This window comes from Herbaspirillum sp. ST 5-3, assembly GCF_004804275.1.
GTDB lineage: Bacteria > Pseudomonadota > Gammaproteobacteria > Burkholderiales > Burkholderiaceae_D > Noviherbaspirillum.
In genome coordinates this window covers 244,438-270,964 of record NZ_STGI01000006.1, presented here as the reverse complement: position 1 = coordinate 270,964, position 26,527 = coordinate 244,438, and the positions used below count along the sequence as shown (strand labels likewise).

The 26,527-nt window shown below is 61.0% G+C and carries 21 protein-coding genes; 9 read left to right on the top strand and 12 right to left on the bottom strand.

From position 1 onward, the window contains the following. Window positions 1–385: 385 nt before the first annotated feature. Both E6W33_RS14410 and E6W33_RS14405 read right to left on the bottom strand, forming a co-directional pair. Window positions 386–1,432, bottom strand: coding sequence for a M48 family metallopeptidase (locus E6W33_RS14410; RefSeq protein WP_136417998.1), 1,047 nt, complete (start codon window positions 1,430–1,432; stop codon window positions 386–388). Beyond that, entirely contained in the window at window positions 1,429–2,676 is a 1,248-nt protein-coding gene (locus E6W33_RS14405) for a YjgN family protein (RefSeq protein WP_136417997.1), read from the bottom strand. Before E6W33_RS14405 ends, E6W33_RS14410 begins: the two co-directional genes overlap by 4 nt. A 151-nt stretch (window positions 2,677–2,827) precedes the next feature. Here E6W33_RS14405 and E6W33_RS14400 point away from each other — a divergent pair, with 151 nt between their 5' ends. Next, complete coding sequence (locus E6W33_RS14400; protein WP_136417996.1) at window positions 2,828–4,090, top strand: TIGR03862 family flavoprotein; 1,263 nt, start codon at window positions 2,828–2,830, stop codon at window positions 4,088–4,090. Window positions 4,091–4,351: 261 nt separating this feature from the next. Here the strand turns inward: E6W33_RS14400 and E6W33_RS14395 are convergent, their stop codons facing one another. The 4 genes from E6W33_RS14395 to E6W33_RS14380 form a co-directional block, all read right to left on the bottom strand. Next, entirely contained in the window at window positions 4,352–5,224 is an 873-nt protein-coding gene (locus E6W33_RS14395) for a hypothetical protein (protein ID WP_136417995.1), read from the bottom strand. Between the two features lie 163 nt (window positions 5,225–5,387). Continuing rightward, entirely contained in the window at window positions 5,388–6,548 is a 1,161-nt protein-coding gene (pstS, locus tag E6W33_RS14390; RefSeq protein ID WP_136417994.1) for a phosphate ABC transporter substrate-binding protein PstS, read from the bottom strand. 239 nt (window positions 6,549–6,787) lie between these two features. Further along, a complete protein-coding gene (locus E6W33_RS14385; RefSeq protein ID WP_168798647.1) occupies window positions 6,788–8,326 on the bottom strand; it encodes a hypothetical protein in 1,539 nt (512 codons plus the stop codon). Window positions 8,327–8,663: 337 nt separating this feature from the next. Next, window positions 8,664–10,136: a hypothetical protein gene (locus tag E6W33_RS14380; RefSeq protein WP_136417992.1), complete on the bottom strand. Its 1,473-nt coding sequence runs from the start codon at window positions 10,134–10,136 to the stop codon at window positions 8,664–8,666. Between the two features lie 147 nt (window positions 10,137–10,283). Here E6W33_RS14380 and E6W33_RS14375 point away from each other — a divergent pair, with 147 nt between their 5' ends. Together E6W33_RS14375 and E6W33_RS14370 are read left to right on the top strand one after the other, a co-directional pair. Continuing rightward, window positions 10,284–11,147, top strand: coding sequence for a hypothetical protein (locus E6W33_RS14375; RefSeq protein WP_136417991.1), 864 nt, complete (start codon window positions 10,284–10,286; stop codon window positions 11,145–11,147). 125 nt (window positions 11,148–11,272) lie between these two features. Beyond that, the gene (locus E6W33_RS14370) at window positions 11,273–12,175 is read left to right on the top strand and encodes a DMT family transporter (protein ID WP_136417990.1); all 903 of its coding nucleotides are present in this window, start codon (window positions 11,273–11,275) and stop codon (window positions 12,173–12,175) included. A 28-nt stretch (window positions 12,176–12,203) separates the two neighbouring features. Here E6W33_RS14370 and E6W33_RS14365 read toward each other — a convergent pair whose 3' ends face one another. Beyond that, complete coding sequence (locus tag E6W33_RS14365) at window positions 12,204–13,109, bottom strand: crotonase/enoyl-CoA hydratase family protein (protein ID WP_136417989.1); 906 nt, start codon at window positions 13,107–13,109, stop codon at window positions 12,204–12,206. A 407-nt stretch (window positions 13,110–13,516) separates the two neighbouring features. Between E6W33_RS14365 and E6W33_RS14360 the strand changes: the two genes are divergently transcribed. From E6W33_RS14360 to E6W33_RS14345, 4 genes are all read left to right on the top strand, one after another. Continuing rightward, complete coding sequence (locus E6W33_RS14360) at window positions 13,517–15,667, top strand: histidine kinase dimerization/phosphoacceptor domain -containing protein (RefSeq protein WP_136417988.1); 2,151 nt, start codon at window positions 13,517–13,519, stop codon at window positions 15,665–15,667. A gap of 37 nt (window positions 15,668–15,704) precedes the next feature. Continuing rightward, the gene (locus tag E6W33_RS14355; RefSeq protein ID WP_136417987.1) at window positions 15,705–18,200 is read left to right on the top strand and encodes a GGDEF domain-containing response regulator; all 2,496 of its coding nucleotides are present in this window, start codon (window positions 15,705–15,707) and stop codon (window positions 18,198–18,200) included. 252 nt (window positions 18,201–18,452) lie between these two features. Then, window positions 18,453–19,640, top strand: coding sequence for a multiheme c-type cytochrome (locus tag E6W33_RS14350; protein WP_211097342.1), 1,188 nt, complete (start codon window positions 18,453–18,455; stop codon window positions 19,638–19,640). Between the two features lie 52 nt (window positions 19,641–19,692). Next, window positions 19,693–19,998, top strand: coding sequence for a PadR family transcriptional regulator (locus tag E6W33_RS14345; protein WP_211097341.1), 306 nt, complete (start codon window positions 19,693–19,695; stop codon window positions 19,996–19,998). 9 nt (window positions 19,999–20,007) lie between these two features. Here the strand turns inward: E6W33_RS14345 and E6W33_RS14340 are convergent, their stop codons facing one another. Continuing rightward, entirely contained in the window at window positions 20,008–20,724 is a 717-nt protein-coding gene (locus tag E6W33_RS14340; protein ID WP_136417985.1) for an amino acid racemase, read from the bottom strand. A gap of 499 nt (window positions 20,725–21,223) precedes the next feature. Between E6W33_RS14340 and E6W33_RS14335 the strand changes: the two genes are divergently transcribed. Next, entirely contained in the window at window positions 21,224–21,892 is a 669-nt protein-coding gene (locus tag E6W33_RS14335) for a hypothetical protein (RefSeq protein WP_136417984.1), read from the top strand. Between the two features lie 149 nt (window positions 21,893–22,041). Here E6W33_RS14335 and E6W33_RS14330 read toward each other — a convergent pair whose 3' ends face one another. After that, a complete protein-coding gene (locus E6W33_RS14330) occupies window positions 22,042–22,914 on the bottom strand; it encodes an alpha/beta fold hydrolase (protein ID WP_136417983.1) in 873 nt (290 codons plus the stop codon). A gap of 373 nt (window positions 22,915–23,287) precedes the next feature. Between E6W33_RS14330 and E6W33_RS14325 the strand changes: the two genes are divergently transcribed. Beyond that, window positions 23,288–24,331 (top strand): hypothetical protein, encoded by a 1,044-nt coding sequence (locus E6W33_RS14325; protein ID WP_136417982.1) that lies wholly within the window; start codon window positions 23,288–23,290, stop codon window positions 24,329–24,331. Between the two features lie 127 nt (window positions 24,332–24,458). Here E6W33_RS14325 and E6W33_RS14320 read toward each other — a convergent pair whose 3' ends face one another. The 3 genes from E6W33_RS14320 to E6W33_RS14310 all read right to left on the bottom strand — a co-directional run bounded on the left by E6W33_RS14320 (window position 24,459) and on the right by E6W33_RS14310 (window position 26,475). Further along, window positions 24,459–24,941, bottom strand: coding sequence for a hypothetical protein (locus tag E6W33_RS14320; protein ID WP_211097340.1), 483 nt, complete (start codon window positions 24,939–24,941; stop codon window positions 24,459–24,461). A gap of 160 nt (window positions 24,942–25,101) precedes the next feature. Then, complete coding sequence (locus E6W33_RS14315; RefSeq protein WP_136418065.1) at window positions 25,102–25,752, bottom strand: ABC transporter substrate-binding protein; 651 nt, start codon at window positions 25,750–25,752, stop codon at window positions 25,102–25,104. Window positions 25,753–25,920: 168 nt separating this feature from the next. Then, a complete protein-coding gene (locus E6W33_RS14310) occupies window positions 25,921–26,475 on the bottom strand; it encodes a periplasmic heavy metal sensor (RefSeq protein ID WP_136417981.1) in 555 nt (184 codons plus the stop codon). Between the last annotated feature and the right edge of the window lie 52 nt (window positions 26,476–26,527).

Sequence of the window (26,527 nt, the reverse complement as noted above, 5' to 3'; positions counted from 1 at the left end):
ATAAACCAAAGTTACAGACGAGATCAAACACATGTTCAGCAAGGGGGCGCCCTGCGCACCGTGTTGAACACATGCCGCCACCATTTTCGTTTTTTCTGCAGGCCGACTCTTCCAGCATGATCCATACCTTCACGCCATTCGGCGGAAAAAAATGGCGTTGAATTCAGCCAGGATGGCGATCATGCCATTCCCTTGTGATGGCCACCCCGAAACCCCGGATAATGTCGCCCATGCACAAGCAAACCAATCCCACGAAAATCGCAAGAGAACAGGGGCAGGTCCCGCAATCAAGCAGATACGAGGTAGCAAGACCTAACCCCGGTTCTTGTTCGCTGTCGTTAGCTCCACGCGCAACCCGTTGTTCATCAAGCCGGTGACGCTGTAGCTACTTACCATCCGCCGCGCGAAGCCGGCCGATCCGTTCCTCGTCGCTCGGGTGGGAGCTCAGATAGTCCAGCGGCCTGTCGCGCCGGGTCTTGCGCTGACCTCGCCGCTTCGGCACCTCATCCTCCCCATGATCGTGCTCATGCGCCGCACCCAGCTTCTCGAACAGGTCCGCCATTGGTGATAGCGGAATGTGATTCTCGCGCATCATGTCAATCGCATAGCCGTCCGCCTCGCGCTCGAAGTCGCGTGAATACTTCTGGTCGAGCAGGAAGGCCGGTGCGGCCGCCAGCACGCTGGAGACGTCGCCGATCAGCAGATGAATGACGACGCCCATGCCCGCCGCCTGCATCATGTGCCGCAGCGAGTGCCGGCGCTGCACATGGCCGAGTTCATGTCCGAGTACGCCCAGCACCGCATGGTCGTTGTGCGCGAACGTCACCATCTCATCGGTCATGATGATCACGCCATTGGGCAATGCGAAGGCATTCGGGCTCATCTTGCTGCGGCGGAATTCGATCCGGTATGCGGTCTTCTCGCCGCGTGGCTGCTTCAGTTGCGCGAACAGCTGCCGCAGGCGTTCCTGCTCCTCTGGCGCAAGACGCGACGGCTCCATGAAGCGACCGTCGATCATCGTCAGCTGCTCGTCGCCGATGCGTTGCCCGATTGCTTCCGGCAACTGCTGCGCGAGCGTGTCCGCCGCCCATGGCAGGCCCCATTGATAACCGGCGATCAGTACGGCCAGCAGCGACACGAGCGCGAGCAAGGACCGTGGCCACTGCATCTGCCAATGCACCACGCGGGGTTCGCGATAACCGTTCTTGCGCAGCAGCCGGTCGAGGCCCGGATCGCTGCTGTGGATGAATCCGCCGTCCGGCAGGCGCAGGATGCGCGGCGCATGGTCCAGCCGCTCCGATACGTCCAGCTTGGATAGCCGGTAGCTGCGCCGCACGCCGTAGCCGTCGATGGCGACGATGCGCTTGTGGATCAGCAGGGTCACCGGCTGGGAGCGCGCGCTTTGACCGTCAAAATAGGTCGCAGTAATCATAGGGCGATATCGATATCGAACAAGTCGCCGGCTTCCTGTCCGATCGCGCCGGCGTGGTCGTTGCAATGGTCGGCCAGGAATTCGTTCAGATCGCCGGACGGCACCAGGGTCATGCTTTCGATGCGGTACTTCGCCAGCCGCACGGCGGCGAAGGGCTTGTACAAGCCGCAGGTCAGCGTGATCAAGGCCAGGTTCGATGCATGTATCCACAACAGGGAGCGCGCTCTGGCGGCGCTTTCGAAACGGTGCATGCCGAGTTCGGTGTTGTTCCAGACCAGGTTCTGGATGCGGCTTTCCAGATAGGGCCGCACGAACAGGTAGAAAGCGTATGCGTTCAGCAGGCCATACACCAGCGCGAACAGCCAGCCGAAAATCGTCTTCTGCAGAAACGCGAACACGCCGGCGGTCAGGAAGCCGAACACCGCTGCCGGAATCGCGCCGAGAAAGAAGAAGCCGACCGCCTTGCCGTAGACTTTGAAAAATGCGGACGCGCGCGCATGGAAGTAAAACGGCGTGCGCCCATAATCGGCATTGTCGTGCTGATAGCGCTTCAGGCAGTAGTGCGCCAGCGGCACCGTGACGCCGAGTGCGATGAGCGGCAGCAGTGTCGTCAGCAGAATCACGCCGATTCCGGGATTGTGCGAGTAGGACACCACAATGCTCCAGATGAACAAGCCGATGAATGCGAGCACGACCGGGAACAGGATCAGCATCCGGTACGCCTCGCCGACCGTGCCGCGGAAATGGAATCGCAGACCGCGATAACTTGAGTTAGCCATCTTGAAGCGGAATGCGCGCGCCAGCAGCCACGGTGTGATGCCGGCGAGGATGAGCGCGACGATGACGGCAGCCACGACCGAGATGTCGAAAGAAATCTGGTAAGCGGCGATCAGCACGAGTGCCAGGATGCGCCCCTTGAGGATCGCCTTCGGATCGCCGTGATAGTCGAAAATCGTGCCGGCGACGCGGGTATTGCGATAGAAGTATTGCAGCCGCCTTACCTTGGCCCAGGCGGAATAGACACCAAGCGTCAGGATGGTCAGCAGCAGGTTCACCACCCAGATGCGGAAATATTCGGAACCGGTGCCGGTGAACTCGAAGCGCTGCGGAGCGCTGAAATCCTGTTCGGCCGGTGCGGCCGGTTTCACGCCCACCGCCACCGCAGCGGTGCGCTGAGGGGGCTCGTCATCCTGTAAGCGCAGCGGCTGCGAAGCCGCACGTCCTTCAATCGTGGCCTCGGCCATTCGTTCTCCCTGATTTCATTTCTTGTTGGGCGGTGCCGCCGGCAAATAGATGGCACAAGCGAATCGCAAAAAATTGCAAGAATGCCATCGTGCGGAATTGTGGCATCTTCTGCGCCGTTTCCTTGTGATGGCCACGCCGAAACCCCGGATAATGTCGTCCATGCACACGAAAAGCAATCCCATAAAAAGCGTAGTCATCATCGGCGGCGGCCCGGCCGGCCTGATGGCGGCCGAGGTACTGAGCGGGCGCAATTTGCAGGTCGAGGTCTTCGACGCCATGCCATCGGTCGGACGCAAATTCCTGTTGGCGGGCAAGGGTGGCATGAACATCACGCATTCCGAGCCGATCGAGTCCTTCCTCGGCCGTTACGGTGCGCGGCGTGAACAGATGGCGCCGCTGCTCGATGCCTTCGGCCCGCAGGCGCTGCGCGCATGGAGTCACGGGCTCGGCATCGAGACCTTCGTCGGCACCTCGGGCCGCGTCTTTCCGACCGACATGAAGGCCGCGCCGCTGCTGCGCGCGTGGCTGCATCGCCTGCGCGACGCCGGCGTGCGCTTTCACATGCGGCATCGCTGGCAAGGTTGGGAGGGCAAGCCTGCGGACGGCAATCTGCGCTTCGCGACGCCCGACGGCGAGCAACGCGTGCATGCGGATGCGGTTCTGCTTGCGCTCGGCGGCGCAAGCTGGGCGCGTCTCGGCTCCGATGGCGCGTGGGTGCCCTTGCTCACGGCGCAGGATGTGACGGTCAAGCCGCTGCAGCCGGCCAATTGCGGTTTCGATACACCGTGGATCGAACATTTCCGCACGCGCTTTGCCGGCGAGCCGGTGAAGTCGGTGGTTGCCAGCGTGGTTGGCGCGGATGGACAGACGCACACGCGCCAGGGTGAATTCGTCATCAGCGCAAGCGGCATCGAGGGCAGCCTGGTCTATGCGCTGTCGTCGCATCTGCGCGATGCGATCGCCGTGCACGGCGAAGCGACGCTGACGCTCGACCTGGTGCCGGGCAAGAGCCTGCAGCGCGTGATCGACGAGGTCGCGCATCCGCGCGGTTCGCGCTCGATGGCTTCACACCTGCAAAGCCGGGTCGGCTTGCGCGGCGTGAAGGCCGGACTGCTGCGCGAACTGGCGTCGAAAGAAGAGTACGCGGACCCGCAACGCCTGGCGCAGGCGATCAAATCGCTGCCGCTCAAGCTGGTGGCGCCGCGTCCGATCGACGAGGCGATCAGCAGCGCGGGCGGCGTGGCCTTCGAGGCGCTCGATGCGCACTTGATGCTGCGCGCGTTGCCGGGGGTGTTCTGTGCCGGCGAAATGCTCGACTGGGAAGCGCCAACGGGCGGCTATCTGCTGACCGGCTGCTTTGCCAGCGGCCATGCTGCGGGGCTTGGGATGGCCGCATGGCTTGAAGGGCGTTAGAGCCTATCCCAGTAGGAAACAGCCCCACGCCGATATCCATTGGGGCACAGGGCAAGGCGCGAGGCCCGCTGCATGGTGATCCACGCAAGGGACTCGCAACACCGCCATGTGCCCCAATGGGTAGCGGCCCTCCGGGTTGGGGGCAAAAACGCACGCCAGCTGTGTTGCTCGTCTTTGCATAGATCACTATGCCGCATCCTCGCCCTTGCTGGCGCACCTTTTTGCCCCCAACGCGGGGCTGTTTCCTACTGGGATAGGCTCTTAGTAAAGATATTGACTGAAAGGCGGTGTTTCACCGTTCTCGATCATGCTTTTCCAGTCCCTTAACGTGTCAACTTTCCAAAATTTCTCGCACAGGGTCAGGTACTCAATCACGGCTTGTTTTTCGCCAGCCAAAAGCAAGGCGCGTGCAAGCACTGTATTCGGACCAAAGGTACTGAGGACGGCCGATCCAGGAACCTTCGCTGACTCGATTAAATGTGTTTTTGCCTGTTCTACATTGCCGCTTTTTAACGCAACCAATCCGAGTACCGTGTTGGCACGGTAGACATTGTCAGCATAGAGGTCCACGCCACCGCGATAAAAAAATGACGTGCTCCTGTCATTGACCACGTCGATCAGCGCATGTGCGTACGTGCTTGCCTCGTTCAGGTGATTGGCGAAATAGGAAGCCATCATGGCCTGACGGACCGCTCTAAGCTTGTGTTCGCTCGCGTCCGATTTTGAATATCCATTGAGCTGCTTCACTGCCTCCAGATAATTCTCCTCTTCCCGCGTGTATTGTTCGACGAAATCTGCTTTGATGACTTCTTCCGGTTTTCCTATCCCGATAATTTTAAAAAGGCCGTTATTTTGGTCGTAAGTCATGGACCTATCCACGGCAGAGGGTTGAATCGAGATAATGTCTTTGGAAATCTTGAATTTATTCGAGGGCCCGAGCGCTCCGAACTTTCCGGTTTCCTGGAAATAGTGATAATGGTCGTCGCTACCCTTGTACTTCACGCAACGATAAGGCCGACATACGTCGATAGCGCGGGAGAGCTCCTTCTGGCTGTGTAGCTGAGTATCAGCCAGGAAAATGCTTGTCACCAAAAACGGCGCCCCGACCAAAATCCCTGGCAAAAACTTCGTCATTTTCGAGCCTCCGGTAGCGAGTGTTGACTGCCAGTGATTGGGGGCAACCGGCATGTTCCATCAGGCGCATTATCGGCGCGATGCCGATGGGAGGTCAGCCTCGACCTTCGCCGGCCCCCCGCGCACCTCGCACTACCTCGCCCCATCTTTGCTTGCAGCCGCGCTATCTCAGCCGCGCCTGCACCGATGCCAGCTGCAAAGCCTGCGTCATGCGTCGGCGCGTCGCGCCATCGACATCGCCGGTGACTGCCGCCACCGTCATACCGTCCCGTACCGCACCGCTCATGAAATCCAGCGATCTGCCCTGCGCGTCCTGGACTTCACGAAAGCTCGCCACCACGCGGGCCTGCACCGTGGAAGGCAATGGCACGTACCCCGTCTCCGCTGCCATCTCGTCTCCGCGCAGGAAGGCCCAGTAGAAGAAGCGGAGCACGTCCCGGACACGCTCCGGGCTTTTCGGATGTTGTTCGATGAGGATGTAGGTCGCGTCGGTGATCGGCCAGACGTTGGGGCCGGGCATGTCGACGAAGCTGAGTTTTTCGTCGCGCGGCGCCATGCTGGACTTGACCGCGGCGGCGAGCGCTTCATCGGTTGGGGCGACGAACTGCCGGTTGCGGTTCTGCAGGAGCGCATAGGCCAGATGGGAACGCGCGACCTGGTTGGCCGATACATAGCCGATGGCGCCGGGCGTTGCCAGGACCGCGGCTGCGACACCCTCGTTTCCCTTGATGCTTTCCACGCTGCCCGGCCAGTTGATGCGCAGGCCGCTGCCGACGCGGGTGGCCCAGTTCTGGTCCACCTTGCTCAGGTAGTCGCCGAAAGAGGCGGTGGTGCCGGAATCCTCGGCGCGCACGATGCGCTTGATGCGCAGATTAGGCAGTTTGACGTCCGGATTGAGCGCCTGGATGTCGGGCTCGGCCCAGTTCGCGATGCGACCGGAGAAGATCGCGGCCAGCACCGCGCCGGTGAGCCTGAGCTGGCCGCCCTTGACGCCGGGCAGGTTGAACACGGGGACGACGCCGCCGACCAGGGTGGGAAATTGCAGCAGCCCGGCACGCTTGAGTTCTTCGGGCCCGAGCGCATGGTCGGTGGCGCCGAAGTCCACGTCGCGCGACACGATCTGCCGCACGCCATCGCCCGAGCCACTAGCGTGGTACATCACCGTCGTATTGCGTTCCTTGGCGTAGCGAAACGCCCACGAGGTGTAGGCGGCCGCGGCAAAGGTCGATCCGGCGCCGCGCAGCTCGTGCTTTTGCGCCCATGCGCCGGCATGCGGAAGCAGTGCGAGGCAGAAAATTGCGGATAGGATGGCTTGTTTCTTCATGACGTCTCCCCTTTTGTGCAGTTGTTACGGTGACGAACCGCATCGGTTGTCGAGCAAAGTCTTGTGCCGCGCAGGAAATCACGGTCAAGTAAGGATAGGCGCGTCGGCGCATGAAGAAAGTCATACAGAAGTATAGGGTGGTGGCCGGCCGGACCTGTGGCAGAAGAAGCGCCCGCGTGATCCGGCGGCCTTGAGCTGCGCGGGGTGCAGCTGTGCCATGGCTCAAAGCAAAGGTAGCACTACATTGCTACATGTTTGAACCTGGCTCTCAGCTCTCTCGCAGCGTCATCGCTGATGGGGTTGTACCGCAGGTCGAGCAACGTCTCCGCGCGCAGTTTGTCGCTGTTCGCCACGGCCCTCGCACCTTCATTGCCGATGCTGTTGCCGCGAAGGTCAAGGGTATCCAGGGTCTGCACGATCTCACTGTGCGCCAATGCTCGCGCGCCCCAATCGCCGATGTAGTTGTACCCGGCGCCAAGGAAAGTCAAGGAGCGCAGCTCCTCGCTGTTCGCCAATGCCTCCGCGCCTGCATCGCAGATTCCGTTGTTCTCGATGTTAAGGGATGTCAATGACCTCAGATGCACGCTGTTCGCCAATGCGCGCGCACCTTCAAGATTGAAGCGACAATCCTGAAGGTCAAGCGAAGTCAAATTTCCCAGCTTGTCGCTGTCCGCCAGTGCGCACACGCCTCCATTTCTGAGGTAATTTCCCGGGAGGGCAAGGGAGGTCAAGGACCGTGCGATCTCGCCGTTCGCCAATGCCCTCGCGCCCGCCTCGTCGATTCTGCCGTTCCCAAGGTCGAGAGATTTCAACCTCAAGTGCCGGCTGTGCGCCAGCGCCGTCGCGCCTTCATCGCCGATGAAGAGGTTTCCTTCAAGGTCAAGGGAGGTCAGCGCCGCCAGTTTGTCACTGTTTGCCAGTGCCGCCACGCCTTGCGGCCCGATGGTGACGTTGTTGCGAAGGCCAAGGGAAGTCAGCGATCTCGCCATCTCGCTGTTTGCCAGCGTCGTCACGCCTCTGTCGCTGATGTTGTTGCTTCGCAATTCAAGGGAACGCAAGCGCAAGTGCTCGCTGCTCGCCAACGCCGCCACGCCTTCATCGCCGATGGCGTTGTTCCCGACGTTCAGGGATGTCAAGGCCTTCAGGCTCGTGCTGTTCGCAATGGCGTTCATGACCTCATTGGCTAACTCGCATCCCGCCAGATTCAAGCCAGCATGTTGCAATTGCGGGTTCCTTGGGAGGATTGTCTGCATTGCCGTCACGGCACCTCGCACCGAGCGGGGCGCCTCCTTCGCATCCAGATCCAGCGAGCGCAAATGCGTTTGCTCTGCCAGAACCTGCAATGCGGTTTCCTGGAGATCATCGGGCAGTGATCGCAGTCGAATACCGACATCCGGCGCACGACGCACAATAGAGCGCATGCCCGCCGCGAATTCTTCCAGCGTGGAGCGGCGTGCAAGGTGTTCGATTTGTGCGCGTGCCGTCTCACGCCCGACTTCCTGCTGATCTCTGCTGTGCAGCACGCTCCTGGCCGCGGCTCTGAAGCCTTGATCGACTCGCTGCAACAACGCCAGTTGCCTTGCACTGACCGGTGGTGACTCACCGGTAATGGTGCGACGGACAATCGTTTCCAGCATTTCCTGCGGCAACTGCACCGCCGGTCTGTCGTCGCCTGGTCTCGCTTGACCATCCTGATGGCGAGGATTGGAAAGCATGTCGGACGTGGCACCCGCAGGGGATGTCGGCTGTGTGCTCAGGGGTGGGGCTGCGCGTTTCATGATGAGTCGATGAGGGAACGCCTGCGACGTGGGCACTGGCGATTGGCAATGCATGAAATCGGCGACAACAGGTCCGTAGGTGGCGCCCTTGTTGGTACCGCCTCCTGCCAGACCGGCTCACAATAGCAAGAACTGGCAGTTAACTCATAGGTGGCATTCCTGATGAAAGCGGTTCTGTCATCGCAGTGATTAGTTGTGGCGCGACGTGCGCTGCATGAAATTGCTCGACATATATGCTGAAATTTATGCATGGCCAGGCTTCCCGGCTCACGGGAACCTGATGAGAAGGACGGCAGCGGGCATCAATTTGCGCCACGGTTCAAAGAAAGAGGAGGCGCTACACCACCACATGCTTGAACCTGGCGCTCAACGCTCTCGCGCCTTCTTCGCTGATGCGGTTGTTCAGCAAGTTGAGGAATATCTCTGCGTCCAGTCTGCCGATGCGCGCCATGGTTCTCGCACCCCAATCACCAAGGTCGTTGTCCTGAAGGCCCAGGGACGTCAATGATCTCGCCGTATCGCTGCGCGCCAATATCGCCGCGCCCCTGTCACTGATGCTGCAGCCCCCAAGATCAAGGGACATCAATCTCAAGTGCCTGCTGTTGGCCAGCGCTATCGCGCCTTCATTGCCCACGAAGTAATTACCACGAAGGTCAAGGGAGGCCAAGCCAGAAAGTTTGTCACTGTTGGCCAGCGCTGTCACGCCGTCAGGGCTGATGCCGAGGTTGTTCCGAAGGCCGAGGGACTTCAGCGACCGCGCCATCTCGCTGTTCGCCAATGCGGTCACACCCGCATCGCAGATTCGGTTGCCTCTCAGTTCAAGGGACTGCAAGCGCAGGCGCTCGCTGTTCGCCAAGGCGAGCGCGCTGTCATCGTCGATGGCGTTGTTGCCGAGGTCCAGGGAGCTCAATGCCGCCAGTTTGTCGCTGTTCACCAGGGCCATCACGCTTGGCGTGCCGACGAAGGCGTTGCTCCGCAGGCCAAGGGAAGTCAAGGACCGCGCCATCTCGCTGTTCGCCAGTGCCGTCACGCCCGCATCGCTGATGCTGTTGCCCCTGAGCTCAAGGGATCTCAGGCGCAGATGCTCACTGTTCGCCAGGGCCAGCGCACCGTCGTCGTCGATGTCGTTGTTCCCGATGTCCAGCGAGGTCAAGGATTTCAGGCTGGCGCTATTCGCAATGGTGTTGACGTCGTCCCTGGTCAGGTTACACCTGTTCAGGTTCAAATCTGCACGATGCAGTTGCGGATTTTTGGGGAGAATTTCCTGCATTGCAGCTACGGCATCCGGAGCGATGTCAGGCGTGCCCTTCGCATCCAGTTCCAGCGAGCGCAAATGGGTTTGCTCTGCCAGGACCTGCAATGCGGTTTCCTGAAAGTGATCGGGCAGCGATCGTAGCCGGACACTCACATCCGGCGCATTACCCACAATAGAGCGCATGCCTGCCGCAAATTCGTCCGGAGTGGAATGGCTTGCAAGGTGTTCGATTTGCGCGCGTGTCGTCTCGCGCCCGACTTCCTGCTGGTCCCTGCTGTGCAGCACGCTCCTGGCCGCGGCTCTGAAGCCTTGATCGACTCGCTGCAACAGCGCCAGCTGCCTTGCACTTGCCCTGGGTGTCTCGCCGATAATCGTGCGGCGAATAATCGATTCAAGCATTTCCTGCGGCAACTGCACCGCTGATCTGTCAGCGCCAGAGCCCGCTTGACCATCCTGTCGGTGACGCTTGGAAGGCGCAGCGCCGGGCTGCATGCCGGATGCGCTTCCTGCAGCGACTGCGGGTTGTGTGGTCGAACCTGGGTGTGCGCGCTTCATGATGAGGTCGATGAGAAAACGCCGGCGGCATATCCGCTGGCGATCACCTCGTATGTGACGTTTCCGATGAAATCGGTTCTGTCGTGGCAGTGAAAATTTGTGGCGAGACGTATTATCATGCGGTAGAAAGCGAAACCGTTCTACTCCATGGACAGCGACCTCCAACTGCTTACCCTTGACGACATCCGGATCGCCGGCGTGCGGCGCTTTCGCGTGTCGACGCTATCGCACGCGTTGACTGCGCCGATCGTCGGCGCAGTCATCTTGGGCTGTCTCTGGGCCGGCTGGCATGGTGGAGTCGCATTTGGAAAAGGCGGCGGCCTTCCGGGCTTCATCGCATGGTGGATTGCGCTTTCGCTTGCGCCATATTGGCTTCTGGTGTTGCGCGACTGGCGCAAGGCGACGCGGCCCCACGCATGGCTGGCGGCGACCAGCGACAATGGCGTATTCGTCAAATGGCGTTCCTATCGGAATGCGCATTGGGGTCACGATGACGTGCAGGTCGTGTTCATTCCGTATCGCCTCATTGCTGCGGCACGCGGACACCGGCGCTGGTGGATTACGCCAAGCGATAACAACGCAGTCCGCGCGGAGCGCAAGTCTTATGTCGAACTGCGCTTAAGCGCACTGGCCGATGCATCCGCACTCGCCGTCAAGCTGGCTGACGAACGCAGCGCGCGGCCGGGCGGCAGAAAGCAGCATTCCACCTGGGTGCATTTCCCGGTGTCCCTCGAAACTGGCAACACCTTGCGCATCGAATGGCAGGCGCGTCCGCGCATGCAGGTCTTCCTTGAGCTGTTGCGGCAGCACCATGTCTCTATCGAGACGATGGCGACGACAACGGCGGACTTGTCACGTCGCCATGATGATTCGACTCTGAATGAACTGGCACGTCGCGGCGATACGATGGCGCTCATCCGCGTGCTCCGCCATGACGACGGCTTGAGCCTGGAACAAGCTAAGGCGAAAGCCGAGGCGCTTGTCGCCGACGCGCGCACGCCCGACGCTTGACTCGATTAGTCGTCTGTCTCGCGACTCATCGCTGCTTCGGGTGCTTCTACGCCGAGTGCCTCTTTAGCCGTACAATGATCGGCTTGATGCTCCTCCTTGCCTGACCAATCAATCCAGTTTCTTCAATGAGCTACACCCCAAGCCGCCCCATCGCCTATGGTTGCCTCGCCCTCTCCATGTCCCTCGTCGGCAGCTATGTCGCGCTGACCAAACCGCTGGCCATCGTCTTTCCTGTTTTTCTCTTGGCCTGGCTGCGCTTCGGCATCGGCGGGCTGGCGATGCTGCGCTGGCTGAAGAAGCCGGCGAACGAGCAGCCGATGTCGCGGCAGACCAAAAAACTCGTGTTCCTTGAATCCTTCCTCGGCAATTTCCTGTTCACGATCTGCATGATTTCTGGCGTGCGCATGACCAGCGCAGTGTCGGCCGGCGTAATCATGGCGACCATTCCGGCGGTGATTGCGCTGATGAGCTGGATCTTTCTTAGGGAGCGCATCGGAGCGCGCATCTGGGCGGCGGTGGCGTGCGGTGCGATCGGCATTGGCCTGCTGTCGCTGGCCAAGCCTTCGCATGCGGCGGGCGATGCGCAGCAGACGGCCTGGCTCGGCAACCTGCTGGTGTTCGGGGCGGTGCTCTGCGAAGCGTCTTATGCGGTGATCGGCAAGAAGCTCACGGCAGTGCTGAGTCCCAAGCGCATCAGCGCCATCATCAATCTGTGGGGCTTCGCGCTGATGACGCCGCTCGCACTGTCCATGGCGTTCGGCTTCAACTTCGCGGCTGTGCAGCCCGGGATATGGCTGCTGCTGGTGTTTTACGGCCTGGCGGCGAGCGTGTGGACGGTGTGGCTGTGGATGACCGGTCTGAAGTCGGTTCCCGCTGCGCAGGCCGGTGTGTTTACCGTGATGCTGCCGGTGAGCGCCGCGCTGGTCGGTGTCGTGGTGCTCGGCGAGACGCTGACCGGCATCCAGATGGCTGCCTTCGCCGTCTCGCTGGCCGGCATCCTGCTCGCCACTGCGCCGGTGCGGGTCTGACGCGAGCAGCGCTGCACAAGCCGCGCCTTTACTTGTATTCCTTCTCCTCCCACCACGGGAAGAAGGACGGCATGTCCTGCGATACCTTGTTGATGAACTTCGCCGGGCGCTTTTCGAGGAAGGACATCACGCCTTCCTTGGCATCGGGCGCGGCGCCGCGGGCGTAGATGGCGCGGCTGTCGATGCGGTGCGCATCCATCGGGTGTTCCGCGCCGAGCATGCGCCACATCATTTGCCGTGTCAGCGCAAGCGAGACCGGTGCGCAGTTGTCGGCGATCTCGCGCGCCAGGGCACGCGCCGTGGGAAGCAGGTCTTCCGCCTTGCACACCTGTTGCACCAGTCCGCTTTCAAGTGCTTCCTGCGCGGAGAACACGCGGCCGGTATAAGTCCATTCCAGCGCCTTGCTGATGCCGACCAGGCGCGGCAGGAACCAGCTCGAACAGGCTTCCGGCGTGATGCCGCGGCGGTTGAACACAAAGCCGAAGCGTGCGTCCTCCGAGGCAATGCGTATGTCCATCGGCAACTGCATCGTGACACCGACACCGACGGCTGCGCCGTTCACGGCGGAAATCACCGGTTTGAGGCATTCGAAGATGCGCAGCGACACGCGCCCGCCGCCGTCGCGCACCGATGCATGGCTCCAGTCCACTTCACCGTCCGCCGTGCGCGGCGTGCCTTGCTTGTCGGGCCGGTCTTCGCGCGCCGCGAAGTCGAAGGTCTTGGCGCCGGACGACAGGTCGGCGCCGGCGCAATAGGCACGGCCCGCGCCGGTCACGATGATCGCGCGCACCTCGTCGTCGGCATCGGCCTTGTCGAAGGCGTCAATCAGCTCCAGCATCATCGTGCCGGTAAAAGCGTTCAGCTTCTCCGGACGGTGCAGGGTAATGGTGAGAATATTTTCCTGGATGTCGTATTTGATCGTCTCGTAAGTCATCGTTTTCTTTTCCGTTCAATGTGGTGTGGGCCGGGTACGGCAGGGTTTGTCTTTTCCATCATATCCTGCAAGGTGCGTCGCACGCAGCGTGCCTTGGTGCAAGCGCCGGAACTGCGGAAGTAATGCGGCGCGGACATATTGTCCAGACATGCCAGGGACCTGAAACAAATCTCACCCCCGCATTTCCATCCCTCCCGGCATCGGTCTCGCCGGCAAACATCCCGGACCTCCACATTCTCCATGACATGCTTTTGCATGTCATACGTCAAATCATTCCCCGTCAAGCAGATTTAGCCTATCAATCAATATATTGTTATCGAAGCTATTGCAAATCTGCAATGGCCGATGTTTCGCTCATGGCGACGACGAGAAGCGCGCAACCAATCAGGGCGAGCGAGATCTGACGATTGAGCGAGGTTCTTGTGAAGCTGAAGGAAAGTGTCTTTACCATTCGAAAGTCGCTTTCTGTATTGGTGGTCGCGTGCATCGTGCCGACCATCGTCACGACAGCGGTGCTCATCAATCATGCCTATGAACGCGAGCGTGTCCGCGCGGAGCTGAGGAGGATTGAGACAGCGCGCGCGCTCATGCAGGCGGTCGATCGCGAGCTGTCGAGTGCGCAGGGAACCTTGCAGGCACTCGCCACCTCGCCCCATTTGTCTTCCGGCAATCTCGCTGAATTCTGGGCGCAGGCGCAAGACGTGCAGCGCTATCGGCCGAACAATAACTTCGTGTTGAGCGATGCCACCGGCCAGCAGCTCGTGAACACGCTGCGCCCCTTCGGCAGCGCGTTGCCCCGGCACGGCAATCCGGCGCAGCTTCGCCGTGTGTTCGAGACGGCGAAGCCGGTCATATCGGACCTTTACGCGGGCGGCCTGACGCAGCGCCCGTTGATCAGCATCGATGTTCCCGTGGTGCGCAACAATCAGGTGATCTACGACCTGTCGATGGGCTTCTTTCCCGCGCATCTGGGCGAAATATTGCGGCTGCAGCGCATTCCACCGGATCGCGTCGCTGCGATTTTCGACAGCAGCGGCGTTGCAGTTGCACGGACCTGGGAACCTGAACGCTATGTCGGGAAAAAAGGCGCGCCGCAACTGGTCAAACGGATGCAGGAGGTGGCCGAGGACAGCATCGAGAATGTGACGGTGGAAGGTGTCCCCGTTGTTTCTTCATTCAGCCGATCGTCGGTCTCGAACTGGACCGTTGCCATTGGCGTTCCCCTGGTCGTGACCGCCCGCGAACTATGGAGGTCGATCGCCTGGATCGCCGGCGTCGCGGCGCTTTCCCTGGCGGTCGGGCTGCTGTTTGCGGCGCTGCTCGGCGAGCGCATCAGCCGGTCGATTCACGCGCTGCTGGCGCCGGCCGAGGCGCTGGGACATGGCGAGCCCGTCGCGATGCCGCTGCTGCACCTCAAGGAGGCGAACGATGTTGCGCAAGTGCTCGTCAAGACCTCCCAATTGCTGCGGCAACGCACCACCGAGCGTGATCTGGCGGAACGGGCGGAGCAGGAGATGCGCGCGATCAAGCAGCGGCTGGAACACAGCGAGGCCTTTCAGCGCCGCATCTTCGAGGAGGCGCCCAACGCAATCATTCTTGTGGCGCCATCCGGACGCATCGTTCGCGCCAATGCGGAGGCCGAGAAAGTATTCGGCTACACGGGCGAACAGCTGCTCGGCCTCTTTGTCGAAGATTTGCTGCCCCGGGAAGTTGCTGAGCACCACAAGTCTTTGCGCGAATCCTTTTTCGCCAACCCTGGCCGGCGCCTGATGGGAAGCGGAATCTATCTGCAAGGGCGTCGCGCCGACGGCACGCAGTTTCCGGCCGATGTGATGCTCAGCCCGCTCCAGTCGCCGGAAGGCGTGCTCGCGATCGCGATGGTGCGTGATGTGACGGAATTGCGCCGAAACGAGGATCGAATCAACGCCGCGCTGCACGAAAAGGAAACGCTGCTGAAGGAGCTGTACCATCGGGTCAAGAACAATCTTCAGGTCATCGCCAGCATGATCAACCTCCAGGAACGCGCCATGCCGGGCGATGCGACACGCGTCGCCTTGAAGGAAGCCGCCGACCGGGTGCGCGCGATGGCGCTGGTGCATGAAAAGCTCTACCAGTCGGGCAATCTGTCATCTATCGCGCTGGATGGCTACATTGTCGATCTGTGCCGGCAGCTTGGAGACGCCGCTGGCGCCGGCGAGCGCGGCGTTGTACTGACCGCGGAGGCGGAGCCGATCCAGGTCGGCCTGGACATCGCGGTTCCGCTTGGCCTTGTCCTCAACGAGTTGATCTCCAACAGTCTCAAGCATGCATTTCCCGGCGGTCGTCGGGGCCGCGTCTTCGTCCGGCTGGAGAGAGAGGACGCGATGAGCATGCGGCTCACGGTGGCGGACGATGGCGTAGGACTGCCGCCGGGCATGACGCCGGCCACGACGCCCACGCTCGGCCTCAGGCTGGTGACGGCCCTCGCCACGCAACTGGACGGGAACTTTACGCTGGAGACAAAACAGGGCGTGACGGCCAGCCTTGTCTTCCCATTTATCAAACAGGCTCAAGCATGAAATCCTTGCAAACCACTCTCCGGCCCGGGAGCATTGAATGACAGATGCAAACATGGTGCCCACCGCCATCGGCGAGCGACACTCGTCAAAAATCCTCGTCGTGGAAGATGAGGCGATCGTCGCGCTGGACCTGCAACTGCAGTTGGAAGAAATGGGGTATACGGTGTGCGGGGTTGCTGATACCGGCGAGGACGCCGTCGAGCGTGCCTGGAAACTCCGGCCCAACCTGATCCTGATGGATATCGTCCTCAAGGGTGCCATGGATGGCATAGAGGCCGCCGAACAGATCAGTCACGGGCTGCAAATTCCAGTGATTTTTCTTACCGCCTACAGCGATGCTGGCACCGTCGCGCGCGCAGCGCATACGGCCTCCTACGGCTATCTCACCAAGCCCTTCCGTCCGCAGGAGCTGCGTGCCGTGATCGAAGTCGCGCTCTACAAGGCCGAACTCGAACGGCAGCTGCGCGATTCGGAGCAATGGTTCGCTTCGACATTGCGCTCGGTCGCGGACGGCATCGTCGCCACCGATGAGCAGGGCAAAATCCAGTTCATGAATCCCGCTGCGGAAGACCTGCTGGGTTGGCAAATGAGCGAGGCATGCGGGCGCGATGTGGGCGAGGTGGCGCACATCGAGAACACGCAAACCGGAGCCGTGGTGGAATCGCCTGCCAGGCGTGCGCTGCAGGAAGGAAAAGCGGTCGGCATCGATTTCGCCGCGACGCTGGTGTCACGCAACGGATTGCGCCTGCCCATCGACGATTCAGCGGCGCCCGTCAAGGATGCGGAAGGAAACTCGCTGGGCGCCGTCATGGTATTTCGCAGCGTGCAGGAACGTCTGGCGGCGGAGCAAAAGCTCCGGCAAAGCGAAGAGCACTTTCGGAAGGTCTTCGACTTCGCTCCGGTGGGCATGGCGCTGGTCGGCCTGGATAACAGTTTTCTGCAGGTCAATGGCGCCATCTGCCAGCTGCTCGGCTATTCCGACACGGACCTCGTTGGCGCGGACCAGGCGCGCTTCAGCTGCCATGACGATCTGTCGTCCGAACGCGCCGTTCTCGACGAAATACTGTCGGGCAAATCACTCTCGTCGCAGTTCGAAAAGCGCTACCGCACCAGGGACGACCGGGTAGTGTGGACCCTGGTGAGCGTCTCCCTCCTGCGGCAGAATGAGGAGCCGCTGTGCTACCTGTGGCAGATTCATGACCTGACCGAGCGCAAGGACGTGGAAGACCGGCTGGCACGCCTGGCGCATTACGATCCGCTTACCGGGCTGGCGAACCGTGCCTGCCTGAGCGAGGAAATCGAACGGCAGATTCTGTTCGCTCGTCGTCATCAGCAATGTTTTGCGGTGGTCTTCCTCGACCTGGATCACTTCAAGCAGATCAACGACAGCCTCGGCCACGAAGCGGGCGACGAATTGCTGCAGGCGATCGCGCATAAATTGAAAGACTCCATACGCGAAATCGATACGGTTGCCCGACTGGGCGGCGACGAATTCGTGATGCTGCTGACGGAAGTCCGCTCGGCGGAAGACGTATTGACCGTCACCGACAAAGTGCGCGCCGAGTGCGCGCAGCCTTTCCACATCGCGGGTCACGAGATGTGCATCAGCATCAGCCTGGGTGTAAGCCTGTATCCGGACGACGCCCAGGATGCGCGCACGCTGCTCCGGTTCGCCGACAGCGCGCTCTATCATGCCAAGGCGGAAGGCCGCAACAACTTGCAGTTTTATCGCCCCGATCTCATCGCGCGCCTCCAGAAGCGCATGATGCTGGAAGCGGGCTTGCGCTCGGCGCTCGCGCATCGCGAGTTCGAGTTGCATTATCAGCCGATCGTCTCGCTGGCGGACGGAACACCGCTCATGGCGGAAGCGCTCATTCGCTGGAATCATCCCACGCTCGGATTGCTGACGCCGGAGACCTTTATTTCCCTTGCCGAGGAAATGGGATTGAGCACGGCGATCGGCACCTGGGTCATCGGCGAAGCGTGTCGTTCGGCGATGGCGTGGCCGGTTCACAAGGGGCGAGGCATTGCGGTCTCGATCAATGTGTCGCCGCGCCAGTTCAAGAGCGGCACCCTGGTGCAAAGCGTCACGGATGCGCTGCAGGAAACCGGCCTCGACCCGAAACGCGTCTGCATCGAAATCACCGAGCAAGTCTTGCTGGACAATAACGAAATGAATCACGCGACAATCGAAGAGCTGAAGACACTGGGCGTCAAGATCGCCATTGACGATTTCGGTGTCGGCTACTCGTCGCTCAGTTACATCAGCCGCCTCGCGCCTTCGGAAATCAAGATCGATTGCTCGCTGGTGCGCGACGTCGCCGTCAACCCGTCGGATGCAGCGATCGTCAGAGCCACCATCGTGATGGCGCACAGCCTGGACATGACCGTCGTGACCGAAGGCGTCGAGACGCAGGTCCAGCAATCCTTCCTGCAGAGCGAAGGATGCGACATGGCGCAGGGCTATCTGTACGCATTGCCCGCTCCCGCCGCGGAATTTCGTGACTGGTTGAACAGGAATCGCCCGCAGTAGGAGGTGCGTGCCAGGGCGCGCTCTCGCAACTGCGGCGATATGCACTTCCGCTCGAAATTCATCTGCATCAAGTTTGCCCTCCGAAATGCGATATCAATCCGGAATGCCTTGACTGCCGTCAATGACAGGCGGCGAATCGACGACCAACAATATCGGCAATCGATATCGGCACGCTACAGCAACTCTTTCGACCGAGCCGCCCGCATGGCGCGGCCAGCTGAACCAGTTTCAGTCACGAGAAGGGAGTACGTCATGTGGTCCATATTCCAGGGGCGCGGACCGCGCCTGATTGCCATGGCCGCAACGGCCTGGTTGCTGTGCGGTGCTGCATTGGCAGCCGATCCCGAATTCGTCGGTTCCAAGCGATGCGGCGAATGCCACGAGGAGGATTATGCGAGCTGGCAGCAGTCGTATCATGCCAAGATGATCCGCCCCAAGGACACGGCCATCCTCAAGGATGTCGTTGAACAGTGGAGCAACGGCGGACCGACCAAAATCAACCTGACTGGCGCACCGGCCACCTTGAACGATGTCGAGTTTGTGATCGGTTCGAAATGGAAGCAGCGCTTCCTGGTCAGGAATCCTGCTACCGGCGGCCACCTTTTCCTCGACAAGCAGTGGAACGCCGTCGCTAAGGCGTGGGAAAACTACGGCAACAAGAACGACTGGGAAACGAACTGCGGAACCTGTCACTCGACCGGCTTCCGCCTCACGTCGTATGACTCAGCCAAACCGACCGAGCAGAAGTGGTCGATGGTCGAATACAACGTTGGCTGCGAAACCTGCCACGGCCCGGGCGCGAAGCACTCCAAGTCCGAAAAGGCGCGCGACATATACAGCTTCAAGGGCAAATCGATCGAAGAACAGACGCGCGTCTGCGGCTACTGCCATATCCGCGGTGAGAATGATCTGTACAAGACCGCGCAGGGCAACCCGTCGGAGCATCTGCCAAGTCCTGTTATCGGCAAGACCTGGCTGCCCGGCGACGACTGGACCAAGTGGTATCCCGAGCACACCATAATCCCAGGCGTGCAACCGGAGGACAAGATCGATGCCGTCTACAAGGGCGACCTTGCCGGCATGTTCAAGACCGACGACATCGCGAAGGCAGGTGGTTTCTACGACGCTGCGAAACATCACCAGCAGTACCAGGAATACCTCCAGTCGCCGCACTACACCGCTGCCAAGGTGAAGGACCGCCTGAGCTGTTCATCGTGCCACACCTCGCACATCAGCGATGCCACTCCGAAGTTGATCGTGCCGAAGGACACCTGCAAGGAATGCCACGATTCCTCGTACACGGTCGAGAAGTACATGCCGGGCACAGGACAGACCGCCAATGGCCTGTTCCTGCGTACGCACACCTTCAACAAGAACCAGTCGCGTCCTGCGCAGACGACGGTCAAGGGCGAGCCGGTTTATTACAAGCAAGCCCAGTAATGGGTAGCTTCAATTCGGGCCGGGAAATCCGGCCCTTTTTTTAAGACAGATCTTGATTGCGATATTCAGGGACGTTTTTCTCGGCTTCGTCCGCGTGCACATTCTCCACCACGCCGCGAAGGAAGCGATTTATGGCGTCGAGATGATGGAGGAACTCAAGCATCACGGCTACGACATCAGCCCCGGCACGCTCTATCCGATCCTGCATGCGATGGAAAGCGCCGGTTATCTGAGCGTGCAGTTCGAGGTGATCGAGGGCAAGCGGCGCAAATACTATCGCGCCACGAAGACCGGCGTACGTGCGCTGCAGGAGCTGCGCAAGAAGATACGCGAACTGACCGAGGAAGTGCTCGAATAGGCCGAGCGCCTATTCCGCCGCGATTGGTGTCACCGGCGAGCCGACCGCCCGCTTCAGTGCCGCGCGCGCCAGCAGCCTTGTCGAATCCAGCGTCGGCAAGGACGAATTCGCATCATGGACGATCAACGGGATCTCGGTGCAGCCAAGCACAACTGCGTCACATCCCTGATCCTTCATGCGTGCAATCACTTGCCGGAAGCATGCAACCGACTCCGGTCTGAAAACACCAAGCACAAGTTCATCCATGATGATGCGTCCGATCTCGTCGCGTTCGGCGCTGCTCGGGCGCACAAACGCGATGCCGCGCGCCGCGAGCTTTTCCGGATACACATCGCTGTCGACGAGCCAGCGCGTGCCGGTGAGGCCGACGCGCCGGAAACCGCGCGCGACCGCTTCTTCCGCAACGACTTCGGCGATGTGCAGCCAGGGCAGCGGCGACTGTGGTTCGACATGGGGGAATGCCTGATGAATCGTGTTGTCGGGGCAGATCAGGAAATCGGCGCCGGCCTTGGCGAGCTTGTGTGCGGAGGAGAGCATCAGCTCGGCGACGCCATGCAAGTCGTTGCGGTCCAGGCAGCGAACGTAGTCGGCGAGCGAGTGCATGTGCATCGAGATTTCGGGATGGGCATGCGGACCGAGAAGCCGCGCGCCTTCGGTGCAGATGGTGCGATAACACAGCGCTGCACCTTCGGCGGAGCAAGCGACAATACCGATGTGATGAATCATGATTTGATCCTGCGATGCGCGATGGTTCCCACGATCATAGCAAAGGCGGATGTGCAGTGCGGCATTCGCCCAAAGGTCTCACATGCTTGACGTTCTTGGCTGCGGAATCGATCGCATCAAACAATTATGCATGACAGACGCAAGACTGATGCAATGCATCGATCAATAGCGGTGCAATCGTTCTCCTGCAAGAATTTATTCGCACCACGCAGCAATTCTTCCTGCAATAAAAAATTCCCTGACGCTGTATTGCCCGCGTACGCCGCGCTTGCATCAACTGCGCGGGTTCGACATCCATCAAGCCACCCTGAGCAGCACTGCCTATATTGGAGCGGGGTTGCCACATTTGCCGGCCCTGCCGTACCGACTGCGCCTGGCTCGGCAATACCGTGTGTCATGAGTGGATCGGTATGCGCCGCGCAATGCAGGTTTGCGGCAGTGTCGGCTGGCACCCTTCATCCTTGATCTTCCAGACAATCTTGAAAGGAGTAAGGTCGATATGACTAACGCAACTACGAACGAAACAGATACCCCTTCGATCCAGCGGCCGCTGGCATCAGCATTTCGCCGGCTGGGCGTGACGGCATTCGTTGCCGCTGCACTGGCCGGTGGCGCGACATCGGCCGGCGCGACCAACGGGCCGGCGCTGTTCGAAATGGTGCGCTCGCCCGGCATCGTCAACGCCGGTTGCCTGCCGAACGCAAGCGCGACCGTCACGATACTGCCGCAGGGGCCGGTCGAAGTGATGTCTGTCCTGGTGCGAGGGCTGCCGCCGAGGACCGAGTTCGATTTCTTTGTGATCCAGGTGCCGAACGCGCCGTTCGGCCTGTCATGGTATCAAGGGGATATCGAAACCGATGCCAACGGAAACGGACACGCGACATTCATCGGTCGTTTCAATGAGGAGACCTTCATCGTCGCACCGGGCGTGGCCCCGGCGCCTTCGGTGCACAACAATGCCTTCCCCGATGCGACCTCGAATCCGCAGAGCGGCCCGGTGCACACCTATCATCTCGGCATGTGGTTCAACTCGCCGCAGGATGCCGCCGCTGCCGGTTGCCCGAGCGCCGTGACTCCCTTCAATGGCGAACACAACGCGGGAGTGCAGGTGCTGAACACCAGTCAGTTCCCTAATGCCGCAGGTCCGCTGCTGAAAGTCAAACCGTAACGAACCCGAATGTAACGTAATGCACCGCGAGGCAGCATGAACATTGTCCAGCCGGAGCGTACACGTTTCACCGTGTGCGGACATGCAGTACAGGGGGCCAGGCTCTGCCGCAAACCATTATCGAGTCTGCTCCCTGCCGAAATGGGCCTTTATGCCGCGTCCTGTGCACGTGCGAGGCGCGCCTCCATCCAGGTCTGGATCTTCGCGAAAATTTCCTCGCGATTGAGCTCGTTGAAATTCTCGTGGAAATTATCGGGATAAAAATGGTATTCCAGCAGGTTGGGGCGAACTGTCTTTAACATCGCCACAACCGCCTGAGCATCGGCCAGCTTGTCATTGCCGGCAACCACGGCGAACATCGGATACGGCCACGACGACAGCTTTCCTGTCAGTCCTGCCTGCGCCTGCGCCAGTTCGTTCGCGAAGCGGAATGTCACTTCGGTCGCGCGGATATCATCCTTCTCGTCCGCATAATGCCGCGCGGTGATGTCGGGATCGTGGGTCAGCGCGTCGGTCAGGGAAGCCAGCGGCACTTTCGCCTTGGGCATGAGTTTGGCCAGCACGGTGGACAGCGATACCAGCAGCGCCGGCACCTTGATTGCATTGACGTAGTAGGGCGAGGAAATGATGAAGCCCTTGATGTCGCGATCGCGCGGGAAGCGGGTGAGGCCGAGCCAGGTGCTAATCAGCGCGCCCATCGAATGGCCCATCACGAAGATCGGCAGACCGGGGTAGCTGCGCTTCACCCATTTCAGGAACAATTCTCCGTCATCCAGAAAGCTGTCGAAGGAAGGAATGTCGACGCGCTTCTTGCGGTCGTGGCCACACATGTCGTAGCTCACCGTGGCGAAGCCCTTGTCGCGGAAGTACAGTGCCGGCGTGACATAGTCTCCCGCATGCGCCATGCCGCCGTGCAGCGCGAGGATGACCGCTCGCGGCTGCTTCGGCTCCCAGATGTGGATGCTGCGCTCGATGCCGTCGCTGCATGCGAGCGATGCCAGCCTGTCCTCGGAAAATCTCATTGGTCACCCCGGATCATGTTTGTTCAGAACTTTCAACTCGGCGAGAGGGCCGCACGAGGGCTGCACAATACGCGATATTATGCGCGCGGCGGGAAAATGCATACCGTCAACGCTTGATTCTCCCGGCCAACCACTTATCTTTGCGGGCCATTCTCGAATTATCCCAGATCAAGACATTCCGTTTCCACGGCCAACCGGGACTGGCGCGCCGGGAAAAATCGGCTGTAATTGTCTTATGGACGACCGCTTTGCCATGCTGCGTCGCAAGCGGCAGGAAGGCCGGGCCGGCATTCATTTTATCGACGCGGGAAACGCGGCAGCCTGCCTGTTCCCGCGATATTGCTTTTCCCATCTGACAGAGGGAGTCTTTACCATGCAATCCCGTCTTCTCAAACTTTCTTCCCTGGCATTGTCAATCGGCTCCGCGCTGCTGCTGGCCGCATGTGGCGGCGGCGGATCGTCCGGTTCGCCAGGTTCGTCCACGCAGGCCGCATCCACCATCACCTCCGCCAATGCGAGCGATGTGGCCGCGCAGGCCTACGCTGCGTCCGATGCGCTCAACAGCCAGGCAGTCGCGGGCGGCACTGCCGGCGCCGATCTTGTGACTGCCGTGTCGGTGCAGACGCCGACGCCGACCACCGGCCTGATCGATGCCGGCCTCCAGCAGATGTACCGGGCGCTGGCGCAGCAGCCCGCCAACATGGTGCTCGGCGTGATGGGTACGGGAACGATCACCTGCAGCGGCGGCGGCATGATGACCGGTTCGTACAACATGATGAATACGAACATGGTCTCGAACGGCGATACGCTGACGGTCACCAGCAGCGGCTGCCGTGAAGGCATGCAACAGTTCAATGGCGGACTGACCATCACCTTCAGCAATATCAGCGGCACGCCATCGCCCATGGGAGCGTGGAACGCGACGATGAGGATGACGTTCAACAATTTCTCCGTCATGCAGAACAACATGACGGGTACGGCCAATGGCGACATCAGCCTGAACTATGGACAGAACCAGTCCGGAACGCGGGCCTTCACCGTCAGCGGCAGTTCGTTGCAGATGACTACGACCCGGGGCAGTACGATGGTGACGCGCATGCTGACGAACTACAGCTATGACGCTTCGGTGACTTCCGCCAACTTGTACACCTATCGCTGCGACTACACGCTGACGGGCGACTTGCCGCGGATCGGCAACAATGTTTCCTACACCGTGCACACGATAATGCCTTTCCAGCAGCAGGGTGGCCTCTATCCAAACCAGGGCGTGATGACGGTGAGGGCGAGTGACGGCACCAGCCTGACCATGACGGTACGCGACGCCACGAGCGTGCAGATCGCCATCGACAGGAACGGCGACGGCACTGTCGATGAAACGATCGTCAAGACCTGGGCCGAGTTGAGCGCCTTGATCTAGCAGGCTGTTGAAAAACTACTGCGCGGGCCGATCCTGGGGCCTGCGGTGCTCTGCGTACAGGCGTACGCGTCCGCTCCTCGGTCCCAGTCTCGGCCCGCTCGCTACGTTTTTCAACAGCCTGCTAGCACTACTGCTTGCCGCCGCTCGGCGCTTCGCCCGCCTTGTTGTCTGGCGCGGCATCCGGCGCCGAGGTCGCGGGCGGCAGGGTGACTTCCTTGTATTCGCGGTAGATGCCGCCTTCGGACACGCTGCCGCTGGTGACGCCTTCACCGCGCGTACGGCGTTGGCAGGCGTCGCGTTCTTCCGCGGGCAGGGCTTCGCAGCGGGCGAGTGCGTTCTGCTCGTAAGTGGTCTGCGCGTCGTTGAGCTGTCCGTGCCGCGCTTCCGCTCTCGCGGCGGCAGCTTCGCGCAGGCATGCCGCGCGGTCCTGGCTCGGCGGCGCCTTGTCGCATGCCGCGCGCTCGCTCTGATAACGCGCCTCGATGTCGGATGACTTGCTGCCTTGCGCCGGCGAGTACGCGGACAACGCGGCGCCCATGACAAGAACAGCAAGAGAAATCAGCTTGCGGGCGATGCGGGCATCGCCGCGTGTTGGCATTGCATTGGACATGTGGACCTCCATGAAGCGGGACGCCGGCGGCCTGTCGGAGCGAGGCCGTGCCGCGCGTCGATCAATGCTTCTTCCTCATGGTAGGGCAGCTTGCGGTCGAGGGGAATGCCGCATTCTTGATCCAGGACAGCTTGCGGCGAACGCGTCGCTGCCGGCCGGATCACGAGGCCTTGCCGTCCTGCGGTGGCTGCGCGGCGAGGCGCTTGTTTTTTTCAGACAGCGTACGGATCAAGCCGTCGATGCCGCCATTGGCGATCTCCGCCGAGAAGCTTTCCTTGTAGGTTTCGATCAGCCATACGCCCAGCACGTTGACGTCGTACACCTTCCAGCCATCCGGCGTCTTGTACACGCGATAGGTGACCTGGACCGGATCGGGATTGCGCGGCTGCAGCACATCGAACCGGACCTCGACTTCGGTGGCGCCCGGCTCGGCGCGCAGCGGTCGGAACACCACCTTCTGGTCGCCCACCTGCGACAGCGCGCCCGCATAGGTGTACATCAGGAGCGCGCGGAATTCCTTGGTCACTTGTGCGCGCTGCTGCGGCGTCGCTTCGCGCCAGTGGCGTCCGAGCGTGAGCTCGGTGGTGCGCTCGAAATCGATGTGCGGCAGGATCAGGTTGTCGACCAGTTGGTGGATGCGGCGCCGGTCGCCGGCCTTTATCGCCTTGTCCGTCCTCGCGGTATCCAGGACTTCCATCGTGATGCGCTTGATCAAGACGTCCGGCGCTTCTTCGGAAGGTGCCGGCGCGGCGAAGGCAAGCGTGCCCAAGGCCAACGTGGCCAGGAAAACCAGTTTCGTGAGTATCTTCATCATTTCTCTTCAATCCGCCAAACATGATGCCTGACAACACCAGCACCGAAAAGTTTGGCCAAGCGGTCGATCTGTTCCAGCGATGCGGACCAGCCAAGGTTTTGGCAGTGGAGAAAGGAAGCCTTCACGTGAATGACAACAGGGTCAAGACGATGGGGCCCGCCAGAATCAATTGTACCCGCGCAAGTGCATGTACATGTTGACTTGTTCGGGGTTCAGTACATCGAGCATGCTCACGTGATAACGCAGGTGCGCCGCACGCAAGCGGCCTTGCGCCTGCGCCGCGTTTGCCGTTGCCTGCTCAAGCGATTCGGCGCTGACCTTTCTTTCGCTGAACAGGCGGTCGAGTTCGTGTTCGGCGGCGATCAAGGCTGCACCGAGCGTTTTCGTTTCCGACTGCATCTGGTCAAACAAGGCTTGCGTCTTGCGTTTCTGCGCATCGCTCAGGCCGAGCGGCGCTGCCAGTTCGAGCACATGCGCAGGCCCTGGATAGCCATTGAGCTCCGCCGGCAGCGCGAGCGCCATGCCCTTGCCGGCACGCAGATCGTTGAGCTGCTGTTCGGACAGCGCTTTGATGCTGCGGCCCTGCATGCCCGCGTAGGGGGAATGCGCGTGCTGCATGGCCGGCGAGGGCGCATCCGGCGCCGCCTGCGGATGCATGTGCTGCGCGCAGGCGGGAATCGAGGAAATGGCGAGCGCCAGTGTGAAAATAAGGGTTTTCATGCGGTGTCTCCTTCACGCGGTGAGAGCGCATTATTGCCCAGCGGCTGGGCGG

Excerpts from the sequence above, each read along its gene's own strand:
- E6W33_RS14365 (WP_136417989.1), bottom strand. The coding sequence starts at position 13,109 with ATGACTTACGAGACGATCAAATACGACATCCAGGAAAATATTCTCACC.
- E6W33_RS14320 (WP_211097340.1), bottom strand. The coding sequence starts at position 24,941 with ATGTCCAATGCAATGCCAACACGCGGCGATGCCCGCATCGCCCGCAAG.
- E6W33_RS14375 (WP_136417991.1), top strand. The coding sequence starts at position 10,284 with ATGGACAGCGACCTCCAACTGCTTACCCTTGACGACATCCGGATCGCC.
- E6W33_RS14335 (WP_136417984.1), top strand. The coding sequence starts at position 21,224 with ATGACTAACGCAACTACGAACGAAACAGATACCCCTTCGATCCAGCGG.
- E6W33_RS14370 (WP_136417990.1), top strand. The coding sequence starts at position 11,273 with ATGAGCTACACCCCAAGCCGCCCCATCGCCTATGGTTGCCTCGCCCTC.
- E6W33_RS14325 (WP_136417982.1), top strand. The coding sequence starts at position 23,288 with ATGCAATCCCGTCTTCTCAAACTTTCTTCCCTGGCATTGTCAATCGGC.
- E6W33_RS14395 (WP_136417995.1), bottom strand. The coding sequence starts at position 5,224 with ATGACGAAGTTTTTGCCAGGGATTTTGGTCGGGGCGCCGTTTTTGGTG.
- E6W33_RS14315 (WP_136418065.1), bottom strand. The coding sequence starts at position 25,752 with ATGAAGATACTCACGAAACTGGTTTTCCTGGCCACGTTGGCCTTGGGC.
- E6W33_RS14355 (WP_136417987.1), top strand. The coding sequence starts at position 15,705 with ATGACAGATGCAAACATGGTGCCCACCGCCATCGGCGAGCGACACTCG.
- E6W33_RS14410 (WP_136417998.1), bottom strand. The coding sequence starts at position 1,432 with ATGATTACTGCGACCTATTTTGACGGTCAAAGCGCGCGCTCCCAGCCG.
- E6W33_RS14405 (WP_136417997.1), bottom strand. The coding sequence starts at position 2,676 with ATGGCCGAGGCCACGATTGAAGGACGTGCGGCTTCGCAGCCGCTGCGC.
- E6W33_RS14385 (WP_168798647.1), bottom strand. The coding sequence starts at position 8,326 with ATGAAACGCGCAGCCCCACCCCTGAGCACACAGCCGACATCCCCTGCG.
- E6W33_RS14340 (WP_136417985.1), bottom strand. The coding sequence starts at position 20,724 with ATGATTCATCACATCGGTATTGTCGCTTGCTCCGCCGAAGGTGCAGCG.
- E6W33_RS14330 (WP_136417983.1), bottom strand. The coding sequence starts at position 22,914 with ATGAGATTTTCCGAGGACAGGCTGGCATCGCTCGCATGCAGCGACGGC.
- E6W33_RS14400 (WP_136417996.1), top strand. The coding sequence starts at position 2,828 with ATGTCGTCCATGCACACGAAAAGCAATCCCATAAAAAGCGTAGTCATC.
- E6W33_RS14310 (WP_136417981.1), bottom strand. The coding sequence starts at position 26,475 with ATGAAAACCCTTATTTTCACACTGGCGCTCGCCATTTCCTCGATTCCC.
- E6W33_RS14350 (WP_211097342.1), top strand. The coding sequence starts at position 18,453 with ATGTGGTCCATATTCCAGGGGCGCGGACCGCGCCTGATTGCCATGGCC.
- E6W33_RS14380 (WP_136417992.1), bottom strand. The coding sequence starts at position 10,136 with ATGAAGCGCGCACACCCAGGTTCGACCACACAACCCGCAGTCGCTGCA.
- pstS (WP_136417994.1), bottom strand. The coding sequence starts at position 6,548 with ATGAAGAAACAAGCCATCCTATCCGCAATTTTCTGCCTCGCACTGCTT.